Here is a 13,566-nt window from a genome sequence, read left to right on the forward strand (position 1 = left end):
GTTCAAATACTAAGATTTTCTAACTAAACTAGCCGTCATTTCAGCCTCACAAACTACTTGGCCTGCCACATAGGCCTTACCAATCATTTTGGCAATTCCTCGACGGATAGGAGCAGTTAGTTCGCATTTAAATACTACTGTATCGCCTGGAATAACACTTTTGCGGAACCGACAATTTTCAATTCCAACTAAGTATGGCCAGTAATTTTCTGGATCTGGTACGGAACTTAAAACTAAAATACCACCTGTTTGTGCCATGGCTTCTACTTGCATAACGCCTGGCATAACAGGATTGTTTGGAAAATGACCCATAAAATAATTTTCATTCATGGTTACATTTTTCACCCCAACGACACTATTATCATCTAAATAAATGATTTTATCAATCATTTGAAATGGATAACGATGTGGCAATAGTTCGTATATACGCTCATGAGAGAAGATAGGGGATTGCTTCGGATCGTATACCGGTACATTATTTTTCTCCGCCTCTAACATGAGTTTTTTAATCTTTTTTGCCAATTCCACATTGGATGCATGTCCAGGACGTGAGGCTAGAATTTGGGCTTTAATTGGTCGGCCTACTAAAGCCAAATCGCCCATAACATCCAGCAATTTGTGGCGAGCCATTTCATTATTGAAATGAAGATTGGTATTATTTAAAATTCCCACTTCTTTTGAAATAGAAACTTTAGGTTTTCCCAATACTTTTGATAAATGAGCTAATTCTGTTTCGGAGTAGTCCTTATCAGCAATTACGATGGCATTATTTAAATCTCCTCCCTTAATTAGACCTGCTTTGTATAAGGCCTCGATTTCATGTACAAAACAAAAAGTTCTACACATGGAAAAATCCTTTTCAAATTGAGACACATGACTCAAGTTGGCATGTTGGCTTGAAAGAAATTTAGAATTATAATCCACCATTACAGCGATACGGTAGTCGTTAAGTGGCAACGCTGCTAATTCAATTCCTTTATCTAAATCTTTAAAACGAACTTCCTCTGTTAACTCAAAGAATTTACGGTGCGCTTCCTGTTCAACAGGTTCTGCATCTTTAAGTGCCTCGACAAATTTGATAGAAGATCCATCCATAATGGGAGGTTCAGGACCATCTAATTGAATAAGGATATTGTCAATTTCTAAACCCACTAATGCCGCTAATACGTGCTCGACAGTATTTATTCGTGCCCCATTGTGTTCGATTGTAGTGCCCCGTGAAGTATCTACTACGTAATCGACATCGGCATCAGCGACCGGTTGTCCAGGTAAATCAATACGCTGAAATTTAATCCCGTGATTAGCTGCAGCAGGCAAAAAGGTCATATTGGCTACGACACCTGTATGCAGACCTACTCCGGAAAGTGTCACTGATTTAGAAATAGTATGTTGCTTATTATTCATAAGAAGGGTAAGCCTATTTAATGTTTTTTATTTGCTCAAATAATTCAGGTAAGCGACGAATCAATGCGCTTCTTTTCAAGAATTCAGCATTATTCATGGCTGGATAACCTCCTAAGGTTTGTCCAGCTTCTTTTATTGATTTTGTAATTCCCGTCCGGCCCGTTATGATGGTTTTCGGAGCTATCGTAAGATGCCCTGCGATTCCTACTTGTCCGGCAATTAGGCAATATTCACCAATTTTAGTTGAACCAGATATTCCGGTTTGCGAAGCAATTGCCGTATGTGCGCCTACATCTACGTTGTGCGCAATTTGAACTAAATTGTCCAATTTGACTCCTTTTCGAATGTAGGTTGATCCCATGGTTGCGCGATCAACCGTTGAATTCGCGCCTATACTTACATCATCTTCGATAACCACATTGCCTAATTGTGGAATTGCCTTATAAGTCCCATCTGATTGCGGTGCATGACCGAAACCATCGGAACCGATAACCGCATTCGAATGGATGACAACATTGTTACCAATAATCGTGTCTTTGTAGATAACTACACCTGGGTAAATGATGCAATTATCTCCAATATGTACGTTTTTGCCAATACTCACGTGGCTATGTATACTTGTTGAGTTGCCAATACTCACATGGGAATCAATGAAAGTAAATCGGCCAACAAAGATTGATTGACCTACTTTTACGCCAGCTTCTATGATGGCATGTATTGAAATCCCGGTCTCTCTTTCCGCAGTCATTTCTTGGTATTTTTGTAACAAGATGGTGAAAGCGACATAAGGCTCCTTGACGCGTATCAGTGTTGATTTAACAGGTGATTTTAATACTAAATCAGACGCAACAATGACCGCTGTAGCGTCGGTATCATACAAATAAGCTTCGTATTTGGGATTAGATAGGAATGAAATACTTCCTGATTTGCCTTCCTCTATTTTATCAAAGCCTGTAATCGTTTGAGTTCCGTCGCCTTCTACTGCTCCTTGAATAATGGTCGCTATTTGGTCAACGGTAAACTTCATATAGGGTATGAGGAATTTAGAATAAGTTAAGCGTTCAAATCGCCTTGCAAATATACGCTCTTTGGGCAACAAAAATAGTATTTTTTTACAATCTTGCTCAAAGCTTGGATGGTCGGCAAATCTGAGGCTTCCGTTAACTCAACGACATGTCCAAGCTTATCAACAATTTTAATGGTATTATCACCTTGGACATAAGCTGAATTGCTAGTAGATCCTTCTATCACAAAGTAGGATAACTCCTCATCGCTAATATCAAGTTTAGCTTTTATCTCTTCTGAAATTTCGGTTCGCTTTGATTTAGGTAGGGGTTGGCTTCCTAATTTACAGGTGAATAATTTCCGGCTCAAGAAGTGGGTGCACAACAAAGAAAGAATTTTGTCATCTGCGTCTTTCCAGGTTTTGATCGCTGCCCAAACATCATGATCATCTAAATCGGTAAAAGCAATTAACAAATTTGGGTCCGCAATGAATTCTTCCCAAGTGTATTCTTTCTTTAAGAATAACATCAAGGCTTTTGAACAGCTCAGTTTTTTTCCTTGGATGATTAAATCTTTTGCCCGACGGAGAATTTGAATCAGCATGGTTTCCCCCGCTATTGCTGTTTTGTGTAAATATACTTGCCAATACATTAATCGGCGGGCCATAAGAAAGTTCTCGATCGAATAAATCCCTTTTTCTTCCATGACTAGATTCTCATCTTGCAAATCCAACATGCTTAATAAGCGTTCTGATCCGATGAAACCTTCTCGAACTCCCGTATAAAACGAATCGCGGGATAAGTAATCGAGGCGGTCAACATCTAATTGGCTCGAAATCAGTTGGTGAAAAAACTTTCGTGGATAAGTATCATCAAACATGGAAATGGCCAAATTTAAACGACCATTAAAGTGTTTATTTAGCTTTTCCATGATGAGGTTGGAGATTTCCTCGTGGTGAACATGATTTAACAAAGTATATTCCAATACGTGAGAAAAGGGTCCATGACCGATATCATGGAGAAGAATAGCTATTTCAGCGGCCTCCATTTCATCATCTGATACCTGATAGCCTTTTGCTCTAAGATTATTTAACGCTTCAACCATTAAATGCATGGCGCCTAAGGCATGATGAAAGCGGGTATGATGTGCTCCAGGATACACAAATTCAGCCAATCCCAATTGCTTAATTCGCTTCAAACGCTGAACGAACGGATGGTCAATCAGTTTGAGTATGAAGGGGTTATTGATTTTGATGAACCCATAAATGGGGTCATTGATGATTTTTGTTGGAAACATGCGCAAATACCTAACGTTTTTTCAAGTCTTAAATTTAGAAATTATTCACTCCAAATTAGTTCGAAAGCAATAATTAATTAATTTTGCATCACATTAGATCATACTAATGCGGACTTGTAGCTCAGTTGGTTAGAGCATCTGACTCATAATCAGGGGGTCCATGGTTCGAGCCCATGCTGGTCCACGAAGACACTCATCTGAAAAGGTGGGTGTTTTTTTTTGACGTTAGAAGCAGGACGTTAGACGTCAGACCGATAATTATATTAATATGCCAACTTCAACTTCCTTCGTCTAATTTTATTGATAACTCTACTTTTCCACCTAAGCCTAGTTCAACAATTTTTTGTAGGGTAGATAGGCGTACTTCCTTGATGTTATTTTCAATTTTTGAAATATAGGATTTAGTTGTTCCTGCTTTTTGCGCAAATTCATCTTGTGTTAATCCGGCTTTTTTACGAGCCTCTTGCAACATGAATCCTAATTTAAAATTCTCATATCCTTCTTCAAATTCATTACGCTTTACCGTTCCTTTTGGGCCGTAGTGTTGAGTCGTGAAATCTTCTAAGGAAGTTAAGTTATTTATCGCTTTCATAAGCTTGTTTTATTTGAAGTGCTTTTTTAATTTCTATTTGTGGTGTTTTTTGAGATTTGTTCAAGTTCCTCAATTATCTTGATTGTCCACAATATTTTTTCTTGAACCTTCTTACTTAGTGTCAAATAAAATGGCTCGAAGTAATGTCCGTACAATACGACTACCTGTAAGGTCTTAGATACTAATAGGAATTAATTGTGCGCGTAGCTTTTGATTGTTTGGGGTTTAATTCTATTCTTATTTACGAAACCTAGCTTAAAGTAGTGCATTGCCTACCATATAAAAATCTTTTGTTTCTGTTAATATAGCTCTTAGTCCTGATGAAGGGTAGGTGCCATACAATCGATAGGTGCCTTTGGGAATTCTTGTCCCCTTATAAGTATATGTGTAACCAGAAATAACTTGATCTAAATTTCTTGTGAAGCCAGATACAGACCCGTTGGTAACTAGCGTATTTCCCAATTTTTCATACGTATATACCGCTCTAAGTCTTTTTGTATTATTGCCCATGGCTTTGACCGGTATGAAAATGCTGACCCACGCTGTTCCAATCGTGGTGTTTTTGGGAATTTTAACTGTGGTGAAAATGTATTGACTTTTCGCATTTCCATAAGCATCTAGTCCACCACTTTGTTGGGGTATTTCCGCTTCAATGATAGCTGGTAAACGACCATCATACCAATGAGGCATATCAACATAATTCAAAAAATTGTATTGTATTGCGCCTCCATCTACGCCATTGAAACCCAAGAAAGGTCGGGGGAACAAGGGGGATTTGATAGTGCTGTCACGTAGGTATTGTGATACCATGGAATATTTTGACGTGGGCTCAATGAATATATAGGCTTTCGGAATCGCTGGTGCAGTATCAAGTTTGATGATATTTTTTGTACTGGTATTCGACATCGCCGGTGTATTGATTTCATCCTTTTTACATGCTGCAGTAAGGATGGCACAACCGAAAATGAAAGCTATTATTTTAAAATTCATGTTTAGATATCTTTTTGCAAAATTAATCAATAATACAATACCCCAAGCGCCACAGATGCTGCCGACATCAATACGAACGCAATTCCCCCCATTATATTCAGATAACGTGTATTGGTATATTCCCCCATTATTTTTGTATTGTTGGAAATATGCAGGATAATCCCTATTAATACAGGAGCCGTAATGCCATATAATACAGCGGTATAAATTAAGGCGTCGATGGGGGAGATGCCCACATAGTTTAGCGATAAACCGAGCATAAGTGAGATGGCGATGATAACATAAAAGCCTTTGGCCTCATGGAATTTTTTGTCTAAACCTTGTTCCCAACCGAAGGTCTCTGCGTACATAAAAGATAGCGATCCACTGAGAACTGGTACCGCGATTAGTCCCGTGCCAATAATCCCAATGGCAAAAAGAAAATAAGCCAAATCACCAGCTAATGGTTTTAGGGCCATGGCGGCTTCTTCCACGGTGTTGATTTGATGTACCCCAGAGGAATACAAAACAGTTCCTGTGGTTAAAATGATAAAATACATCACAAAACCCGAAAAGGTCATCCCGAAATCCACATCTTGTTTCATTTCGTTTATGATCTTTTTATTGACCATCAATGCCCGTTTGTGCTTCATTTCTTCTACTTCAACAGACGCCTGCCAAAAGAACAAATAGGGCGAAATCGTAGTACCTAATATCCCTACCAAAATCAGTAAGAATTCCTTGCTCCAATGGATAGTTGGGATGAACGTAGCTTTTAATATCGCGGTGAAATCCTGTTTGTAAAGAAATGGAACAATGAAATACACCAGCATGACGATGCAGAGGTATTTAAGAATAGAAGCAATTTTTTGATAGGGGAGGTAAATGATGAGGCCCATTAAAATAACTGTAAATAAAACACTGAAGTACGTAGCGTCTATGGAAGGGAATAATAAATTGCCAACGGCCCCCATGCCGGCTATGTCCGCACCTATATTCATCACAATGGCTGGGGAGCTGAAAACCAACATCACATATAAAACAGGTTTTGGGTAATGTTTTTTTAATGTCCCCGTTAGCCCTTGGGAGGTAACTAATCCAATCCGGGCACACATTTGTTGGATCGCGGCCATCAACGGGAATGCCAATATTGCCGTCCACAAAGTAGCCAACCCAAAAGCAGCACCCGCTTGCGAATAGGTCGCAATACCCGATGGATCATCATCACTTGCTCCTGTAATCAATCCCGGGCCAATGACTTTCCAATAGTGTTTTAGTTTGGCTCGGATTTTCATGGATTCAAGGTAGAGAATTTTTATCAGTAGAGACGCGATACTTCGCGTCTTATTTTAAACATGAAAGACGCGAGGTATCACGTCTCTACATATTTGTCCAACGTCTAAAATAACCTTTCAATCGATAGAAAATTACTAACGTATCCTGCACCTATCATCATGGTGACACGGTAAAATCTACTGTTTGTTTTATCTCGTATACTCATTTGTACCAAATCACCGTGCGTGGGGAAGTTCCAACCAAATGCAGAACCTGAGCCAGTTGTGGAATAGTTAACATTATTTGCTGTACCTCCACCACTACCTCCATTAACGGTGAACCAACCACTTACATCCGCTTCAAAATTTGTTGAAACTGCACCAATACTTAAACCTCTATTTCCTCCTGTTGTTACGGCTACTTTAAGATTATCTAATGAAATATATGTTCCTGCTGGCACAAAATCAGCTTTTTTCCATAATAATTCACCACTTGCTTGTGCTGGTGCTTTGCTCAAGTCAATGTTTACCCCTCTGGCATTACTGCCACTTTCCAAAAATCTTAATTGGTTTCTGTATACATCAACAATAACACTCCCTGATAAGGATTGATTTGTTTGTGCCGTGGCCAGCTGAATCTCACCACCTTCATCGCCACTACTCGTGCCCACAACTAATGCAGGTGTTTGTAACGTGACATTTGATGAGCCACTCACATTGACACCACCACTTATTTTTACATTCCCAGTAACATCTAATTTAGCAGTAGGCGAACTTGTTCCTATTCCTACATTGCCATAATTATCGACTTTTATCCCTTCATTACCACCATCATTGGATAAGAAATTGTTATTCAACTGAATATTGGTTGAGGCAATGTGCTGGTTTATAGGAAGATTTCCAGCTACTAGTTTGTAGAATATTTTATCCCAATCTCGCGTGTCTCGGCTACCAGTCGTGGTAACTACTTGTGCATTGTAGGTGACCCCTGCACTTAAATTTACTTCGACTCTTCCTTCATATTCTGCCCATACATTACTGCTGGTAGATTCATGATAATCTGATCCTAAAACAGTAGTCCCCTGTCTGATATTGTATGTTAATAAAACTTTTGATCCGTTTGCATTCCAAGCTGTGCAATTAAAATTGAACTCGTACCTACCTGAGACGGGAACCGTAAAACTGAAACCTCCTGAACTAGGCGCTTTATTTGACGCGGTTGAATATGCTTCTTGATATAGTTTGAAGAGACTCGTTGATTGAACATTATCACCGGATAAACTGGCTGTTGCTATAGTAGCCCAACTAGCCCCATTCCAATAATAATAACCCGCCTGCAATCCCACAGAACCTAGATTGTATACCAATAAGCCTTCGGCAGGAGAAGTAATAGGCGCAGCAGATGATGCACTTGTTAACGTAACGCGTGGGGGTAAGAATCCTTTATCCGAAGCTGAAACTTCCAGTTTAGCTGAGGCGTGAGGTGATGTGGTGCCGATGCCGGTTTGAGCAATTGTTTGAACGGAAATAAAAAGGAAAAATAAAATGTATTTCATTAAATTATTTTTTCGATTGAAATCATGTTATTCGTGTAATTTGGGACAGCCCCAGTCATTAAAGTAATCCGATAAAACCGACTATTCGTCGTATCCCGTAAATAATATACCGCAACAGCACCATCCCCACCAAAACTCCATGTTGTTCCAAGGTAGGCGAATGTCGAGTTAATTACTTGGTTTACTTCTGAAAAAAAGGTGAATGAACCACCTGCATAGGTAGTATAGGCAGATACCCTTCCAGTAAAACTTGCGCCCGTGGTTCGGATATTCAAACTTCGATTACCTGAAGTGGTCATCTGTACTTGAATATCGCCAAAAGTTACGGGGACACCGGCATTTACAAATACTGCAATTTTATCAGGCTGAATAGGTTGGTTACCAGAAATCACTTGAATATTAAACCATGGAAAAGAGCCTGTTGTGGAGAAATCTCCGCTACCTCCCAACTGATTTGTATTAAAAGTCTGTATAATTCGGTAGGAGACCACTGTTTGTGTCGATGTTGTAATCACAGCATCCGATAATCCTCCAGTTGCGCCCCAAGCAGCCGTACTTCCTCCGGAATAGGATGCAGAGGAACTTCCGACATAGGCTCCCGTCGTTTCATTATACCAGCCAAATTGTGGGCGGGCATCCGCGTTTGAAGTTTGAAAATTAGGGACTTGCGCTTGCAAACGATAGGTCCGACCGGCCGCTAAGGTAATCTGACCTGTGCTCGTGTTTAGGGAAATATCTTGTCCAGCTACTTGATCTACTTGGGTAAATGCCACCAACCCGTTGGTACTTAAACCAGCCGTTTGGGCTGCTGTTCTAGATCCTCGCATAAACGAGGCGCTAACACCTGAACCAGTAGCATTTGCAATCGTAGCCCAGTTTGCGCCATTCCAATAATAATAACCAGCCACCAAATTGGGATTACTCCCCGTATTGTAAACTAACAAGCCTGTCGCCGGATTGGGAATTGTTGAATTATCAGTTCCTGAAGTTAAGGTAACGCGAGGAGGAAGGAAACCTTTGTTGGTGGATGAAACGTCAAGTTTAGCCGATGCATCGGGCGTCGTGGTTCCTATGCCGGTTTGGGCATATACTTGCACTGAAAAAAAGAAGAAAAAAAGTGCCTTTTTCATTTTGCAAATTTAACGAACCCAATACCAAATGATACCGGGGTTTTGATTCGTAGAAGTACCACCAGATGCATCTGAAAGCCAAGGTGATGGTGAATAGTACTGATTGTTTGATACCATGGTACCCCACCAGTTACCTGTACCACTTGCCAAAGTGATGTAACCTGTTCCGGAACCTGTTGTATTACTATACCATGGCATTCTTTGTGAAATACCATTGTTTGCTGTGTTGTAATTCCAGTTACCAAATTTAGTATTAATTGTAACGTCTGTTTGGCTATTGTCTGTTTTCACAAAACTATAATTGCCATTTGCCGTCCAAATACCCCCAAAACTTCGCCTTGATCCTGCGTCTATCATGTATTGAAATCCTGTCGAACTTCGCTTGATGAAATCTGCCCAAGAAATAATCGAATAGCTGGCAGTAGATGTGCTTATTACATCTGCTGTAGATGTGAAAGGTATATTGTTATTATAATTGATTGAGTTTACATAGGTCCAAACCGAGTTGGAAGAGTTCTTGAGAATCAAAGTCCAACCTCCTCCATCTGTGGTCATATCTGCATAAATCTTCACGGGGTTGCCACCGTTGATGTTGGCATTTCGTATCCAATAAAATCCATCTGGCGAACTCGGATAATCTTGTTTGATTTGATACGCACTTGTTGAGGCCGTAGCCGGACTTAATCCATCGCCCTCAGCATAATACTTTGACTGATATGCGCGGTAGTTATTGGTGATTTCTTGTGCACTTAATTCTCGATTATATATTTTAAAACTAGCTACATTTAAATTCATTAACCAAGTTAAACCAAATCGCCAGCTGGAAATTCTTCCGGCACCAGAGTTAAATGTTGCGTTAGTTGAATTAAACGAGGCAAGTATTTGGGTTAAAGCTTGACTTTCGCCATTCACATATATTTTGTTGTTTGTCTTTGATCCGGAATACATCACAAAAACCAAATGCCTCCAGGCTCCTTCAATTCCTAGTTCTCTTACTTTTGAACTTGTCATTCCATACTGATCACTATTTGCCGTATTAAATCCAATACTACCGTCAATGACTAAAGCGTCGTATATATTAAAGCCAAAATACATGCCATTTGCAATTGAATTCGTTCTCACCCACATGTCCACAGTAACTACATTGGTATTCCCAATATTGGCATTAAAATCAGCATAGCTAGATGTTCCATTAAATGCAATGGAACCACCGCTAGCTGCATTATATGTTGTGGATGTTAAAGTTACATGCGAGCCATTGCCCGACAAATCATTCCATGTTGTTCCAGAGCCAGGGTAACTTGCCGGATTTCCTGCATCCAAATGCAACACCAATCCTGAATTTGAAAAACAAGTAATCGAAACGGATCCATTACCCGTATTATTCATTGGCCCGTATGAGTTTAAATTGGTTGATGATTTGGTGGCACCACCAGCGCCTCCACCACAAGCCGCACCACCACCGGCACCGGCACCACCACCATAAAAACCAGCACCTCCTCCGCCACCGCCATTCCATGTACTCACCCCTCCAGTAGTTCCACCTACACCACCGCTAATATCGCTACCATTTCCACCTCTCGTTCCTGGTTGAACATCAAAGGGTTCTCCTCCTAAGCCAGCGGCTGAATTAGTGGCTGCATAGCCAAATTGAGATCGGCCATTTACAACATAAGGTGCAGGGTTTTCTTCTTTTCCATTACTCGAGCTCCCCGTTATGTTATTTCCGGCATTCCCTCCTGTAAAATTTGTACCTGTCGCATTTCCCGAACCACCACCGCCTCCACCGGCAACAATTAGTGCATTCGCTACAGCTGGAGAGGAGCTAGTGAATACCCCCGATAATCCTCCCCCGGCACCTCCATAGTACGTTCCTGAACCACCATTTCCACCAAACCCGTAGGCAGCTGTCGCCGATTGACCTGGAAATCCGCCCACTACGATGTATAATGTTTGGCCTGGGGTTACATTTAAGGTTGTGGTAATGTTTGCGCCAGCTCCGCCTGCTTGTCCACGAGCACCTGTCCCGCCTTTGGCCCCTATCGCATTCACCTGAATCGAAGTCACGCGGTTAGGAACGATAAAGATTTGCATCTCTCCCTTGTACGTAAAATTATAGGTATTGGGTACGACTGGCTTGCGCAGTGCAAGGTTATTCACCATCAATTGCGCTTGCAGAGAAAAGGAACATAAAACACAAAATAGAGCCAGAACCTTTTTCATTAGTTAATGGTATCTCCAAAAACATAGCCTAATGTAGAAGAACTCATCACCAAGCCTACGGCACTATTTGCGGCGCGACTCGTTAAACCATTAGCTGAGTTCAATGTGACACCGGAACCCCCTAACAGAATTACTGCTCCTGCCCCAGTTTGTATAAATTGGCAGGCAAAGCCTATAGGCAAACCAGATGGCACTGTTACTGTCACGGAAGTCGAAGAATTGATTAAAAACAATTTGTTATTATCGGCTGCAACTATTGAAAAGCTGGAGGTTTTACTAGCATCTACTATTAAGCCATTCGAGATTTGAATCCAAGCTGTCCCATTCCAAAAATAATAACCAGGCACCACGTTATTTGGGACCGTTCCAGCGGTGGCGGTATTATAAATTAACAAGCCCGCAGCAGCAGACGATGTCCCTGTGATAGGAGTGAAGACATTAGCTGCTGTAAGTGCAACACGAGGAGGCAAAAAGCCGCGATCGGTGGCAGTCACGTCTAGCTTCGCCGAAGCATTAGGCGTGGTGGTCCCAATGCCGGTTTGGGCCTGGCCATAAAACGTAATCAACAAGAAAAGTATAACTAGTCTTTTCATTTCTTCTTTTCAAGTTTTAATAAACGGCGCTGGATCATCAATAGTGTTTTCTCTAGAGCTTCTTTCTCTTTTTTTAATTGGTTGATTTTTTTATCCTGCTCTTGAATTGCCTTGACTAAAACGGGGGTGATTTTACCATAATCCACTCCTTGGGGGACCATTTTGCCATTCTCATCTATGGCATCTTTTAATCCACTAACCGCATAAGGTAAAATCTCTTGCAGTTCATGCGCCATTACGCCATGCATTCGAGAGTTATTCGCTTTCCAAGAAAAATCGTACGTTCTAATTTTGTTTACAAGGTCAATTCCACTGTAATTTCTCAAATCCGTTTTTAAACGATAATCTGAAGAAGTATTAAAACTAACTCCAGAACCATTGTTTGCAGCTATGATTGAACCTATGTTATTTCCTTGTTTTTGAAAATACATAAACTCATGATAGTTAAAAGTCCAGTTTTGATCTGTATTGGCATTAAGAATTACCAACCCATTATTATCACTCGTCGTACTTTCTAGGTAAACCGATGTATTATCAGATGATTGCACTTGCAAACTTCTACCGGGCGAAGATGTCCCTATTCCAAATTTGCCATCAGAAGTAAGTGTAAGGGCTGGCGTATTTACATTATTTAGACTCCAGTTTGTATGAAACTTTAATTTATCCCCATCTGCATTATCGATCCCCACCGAATATCCCCTGACTCCATTTATATCAAAAGATAAATAGGGGTTACCTCCTCCACTTCCATTCGTTCGTAAAGTTAAAATGGAATGAGCGGTGTTAGACGCTGTATTTGAATTGTAGATATAAATACTTGGCAAAACATTGTTTCCAGGATCCCCTGTGCCCATACTATTACTATTTTGAAGATGTAAAAGTGTTAATGGGTCTGGCAAACCTATTCCAATTTTCCCATTCTCTAGAATAGAAATCCCATTTGTTTCACTTGCCCCATTAAATATTCTAAATCTAGCATTCGCAGATGAAGAACCATATTGATCAATGGTCCAATCTACCGTGCTCCCAATCAATGATCTTTTAAATACTATTTGTCCACCTTCGTATTGAGTAGTAGTAGGATTTAAAAGAATTTCACCCCCAATCGTTCCCGCCGCGTTCCCCACCGTTAAAGTGGAAGATGGAGCAGAAGTTCCTATTCCTACCCTTCCTCCGATCGGGTTAAAGGCTAAATCATATAAGGTGGCGTAATTTGTTCTCGATCTTGCCTGTAACCAAGAATAGGTAGAAGTAGAACTTAGGCCAAAGTCTAAAATGTGAGATCCCGAACTAGGTCCTAACCTCAAATTCCCATTCGCAGTGGAGCCTGTGCTAGCTGGGTCTGCGGCGGTAGTCACCACCTCCAGTTTGTTCACAGGCGTAGTCGTGCCTATACCGGTTTGGGAAAACGCACCAAAAGAAATCAACAAGAAGAAGACTATTTTTTTCATTTTTATCTAATCCAAATTTGATGGTAGGTATTATATGCAAAATTCCCCGGAAAATCATCTACTTCCCATCTAC

At 40.5% G+C, this 13,566-nt stretch carries 11 protein-coding genes and 1 tRNA gene; 1 reads left to right on the top strand and 11 read right to left on the bottom strand.

Annotation, left to right across the window (positions count from 1 at the left end):
• Nucleotides 1-9: 9 nt before the first annotated feature.
• From ACIQZ2_RS07155 to ACIQZ2_RS07165, 3 genes are read right to left on the bottom strand one after another with little or no spacing between them, the layout of a single operon-like run.
• Nucleotides 10-1,404 carry a bifunctional UDP-3-O-[3-hydroxymyristoyl] N-acetylglucosamine deacetylase/3-hydroxyacyl-ACP dehydratase gene (locus ACIQZ2_RS07155; RefSeq protein WP_395768168.1) on the bottom strand — a complete coding sequence of 465 codons (1,395 nt, stop codon included), beginning with the start codon at nt 1,402-1,404 and terminating at the stop codon, nt 10-12.
• Between the two features lie 13 nt (nt 1,405-1,417).
• Complete coding sequence (gene lpxD / locus ACIQZ2_RS07160; protein WP_395768169.1) at nt 1,418-2,431, bottom strand: UDP-3-O-(3-hydroxymyristoyl)glucosamine N-acyltransferase; 1,014 nt, start codon at nt 2,429-2,431, stop codon at nt 1,418-1,420.
• A 26-nt stretch (nt 2,432-2,457) separates the two neighbouring features.
• Nucleotides 2,458-3,705, bottom strand: coding sequence for an HD domain-containing protein (locus tag ACIQZ2_RS07165; protein WP_395768170.1), 1,248 nt, complete (start codon nt 3,703-3,705; stop codon nt 2,458-2,460).
• Between the two features lie 110 nt (nt 3,706-3,815).
• On the opposite strand from ACIQZ2_RS07165, the gene ACIQZ2_RS07170 reads away from it, so the two are divergent.
• Nucleotides 3,816-3,889: transfer RNA gene (locus tag ACIQZ2_RS07170), tRNA-Ile, on the top strand.
• Nucleotides 3,890-3,982: 93 nt separating this feature from the next.
• On the opposite strand, the gene ACIQZ2_RS07175 is transcribed toward ACIQZ2_RS07170, so the two are convergent.
• The 8 genes from ACIQZ2_RS07175 to ACIQZ2_RS07210 all read right to left on the bottom strand — a co-directional run bounded on the left by ACIQZ2_RS07175 (nt 3,983) and on the right by ACIQZ2_RS07210 (nt 13,493).
• Nucleotides 3,983-4,297 (bottom strand): helix-turn-helix domain-containing protein, encoded by a 315-nt coding sequence (locus tag ACIQZ2_RS07175; protein ID WP_395768171.1) that lies wholly within the window; start codon nt 4,295-4,297, stop codon nt 3,983-3,985.
• A 255-nt stretch (nt 4,298-4,552) separates the two neighbouring features.
• Nucleotides 4,553-5,287 carry a hypothetical protein gene (locus tag ACIQZ2_RS07180; RefSeq protein ID WP_395768172.1) on the bottom strand — a complete coding sequence of 245 codons (735 nt, stop codon included), beginning with the start codon at nt 5,285-5,287 and terminating at the stop codon, nt 4,553-4,555.
• A 26-nt stretch (nt 5,288-5,313) separates the two neighbouring features.
• On the bottom strand, nt 5,314-6,561 hold the full coding sequence (locus ACIQZ2_RS07185; RefSeq protein WP_395768173.1) for an NRAMP family divalent metal transporter: 1,248 nt from the start codon (nt 6,559-6,561) through the stop codon (nt 5,314-5,316).
• Nucleotides 6,562-6,665: 104 nt separating this feature from the next.
• The gene (locus ACIQZ2_RS07190) at nt 6,666-8,096 is read right to left on the bottom strand and encodes a hypothetical protein (protein ID WP_395768174.1); all 1,431 of its coding nucleotides are present in this window, start codon (nt 8,094-8,096) and stop codon (nt 6,666-6,668) included.
• Nucleotides 8,096-9,226: a hypothetical protein gene (locus tag ACIQZ2_RS07195; protein WP_395768175.1), complete on the bottom strand. Its 1,131-nt coding sequence runs from the start codon at nt 9,224-9,226 to the stop codon at nt 8,096-8,098. Before ACIQZ2_RS07195 ends, ACIQZ2_RS07190 begins: the two co-directional genes overlap by 1 nt.
• Before the next feature lie 9 nt (nt 9,227-9,235).
• Complete coding sequence (locus tag ACIQZ2_RS07200; RefSeq protein ID WP_395768176.1) at nt 9,236-11,449, bottom strand: fibrinogen-like YCDxxxxGGGW domain-containing protein; 2,214 nt, start codon at nt 11,447-11,449, stop codon at nt 9,236-9,238.
• Nucleotides 11,449-12,042 (bottom strand): hypothetical protein, encoded by a 594-nt coding sequence (locus tag ACIQZ2_RS07205; RefSeq protein WP_395768177.1) that lies wholly within the window; start codon nt 12,040-12,042, stop codon nt 11,449-11,451. The genes ACIQZ2_RS07200 and ACIQZ2_RS07205 overlap by 1 nt, the downstream gene beginning before the upstream one ends.
• Nucleotides 12,039-13,493 carry a tail fiber domain-containing protein gene (locus ACIQZ2_RS07210; RefSeq protein WP_395768178.1) on the bottom strand — a complete coding sequence of 485 codons (1,455 nt, stop codon included), beginning with the start codon at nt 13,491-13,493 and terminating at the stop codon, nt 12,039-12,041. Before ACIQZ2_RS07210 ends, ACIQZ2_RS07205 begins: the two co-directional genes overlap by 4 nt.
• Nucleotides 13,494-13,566 lie beyond the last annotated feature (73 nt).

This window comes from Aquirufa sp. (genome assembly GCF_044342065.1).
Classification (GTDB): Bacteria; Bacteroidota; Bacteroidia; order Cytophagales; family Spirosomataceae; genus Aquirufa.

Coding starts and splice junctions, on each gene's coding strand:
- ACIQZ2_RS07155 (WP_395768168.1), bottom strand. CDS start 1,404: ATGAATAATAAGCAACATACTATTTCTAAATCAGTGACACTTTCCGGA.
- lpxD (WP_395768169.1), bottom strand. CDS start 2,431: ATGAAGTTTACCGTTGACCAAATAGCGACCATTATTCAAGGAGCAGTA.
- ACIQZ2_RS07165 (WP_395768170.1), bottom strand. CDS start 3,705: ATGTTTCCAACAAAAATCATCAATGACCCCATTTATGGGTTCATCAAA.
- ACIQZ2_RS07175 (WP_395768171.1), bottom strand. CDS start 4,297: ATGAAAGCGATAAATAACTTAACTTCCTTAGAAGATTTCACGACTCAA.
- ACIQZ2_RS07180 (WP_395768172.1), bottom strand. CDS start 5,287: ATGAATTTTAAAATAATAGCTTTCATTTTCGGTTGTGCCATCCTTACT.
- ACIQZ2_RS07185 (WP_395768173.1), bottom strand. CDS start 6,561: ATGAAAATCCGAGCCAAACTAAAACACTATTGGAAAGTCATTGGCCCG.
- ACIQZ2_RS07190 (WP_395768174.1), bottom strand. CDS start 8,096: ATGAAATACATTTTATTTTTCCTTTTTATTTCCGTTCAAACAATTGCT.
- ACIQZ2_RS07195 (WP_395768175.1), bottom strand. CDS start 9,226: ATGAAAAAGGCACTTTTTTTCTTCTTTTTTTCAGTGCAAGTATATGCC.
- ACIQZ2_RS07200 (WP_395768176.1), bottom strand. CDS start 11,449: ATGAAAAAGGTTCTGGCTCTATTTTGTGTTTTATGTTCCTTTTCTCTG.
- ACIQZ2_RS07205 (WP_395768177.1), bottom strand. CDS start 12,042: ATGAAAAGACTAGTTATACTTTTCTTGTTGATTACGTTTTATGGCCAG.
- ACIQZ2_RS07210 (WP_395768178.1), bottom strand. CDS start 13,493: ATGAAAAAAATAGTCTTCTTCTTGTTGATTTCTTTTGGTGCGTTTTCC.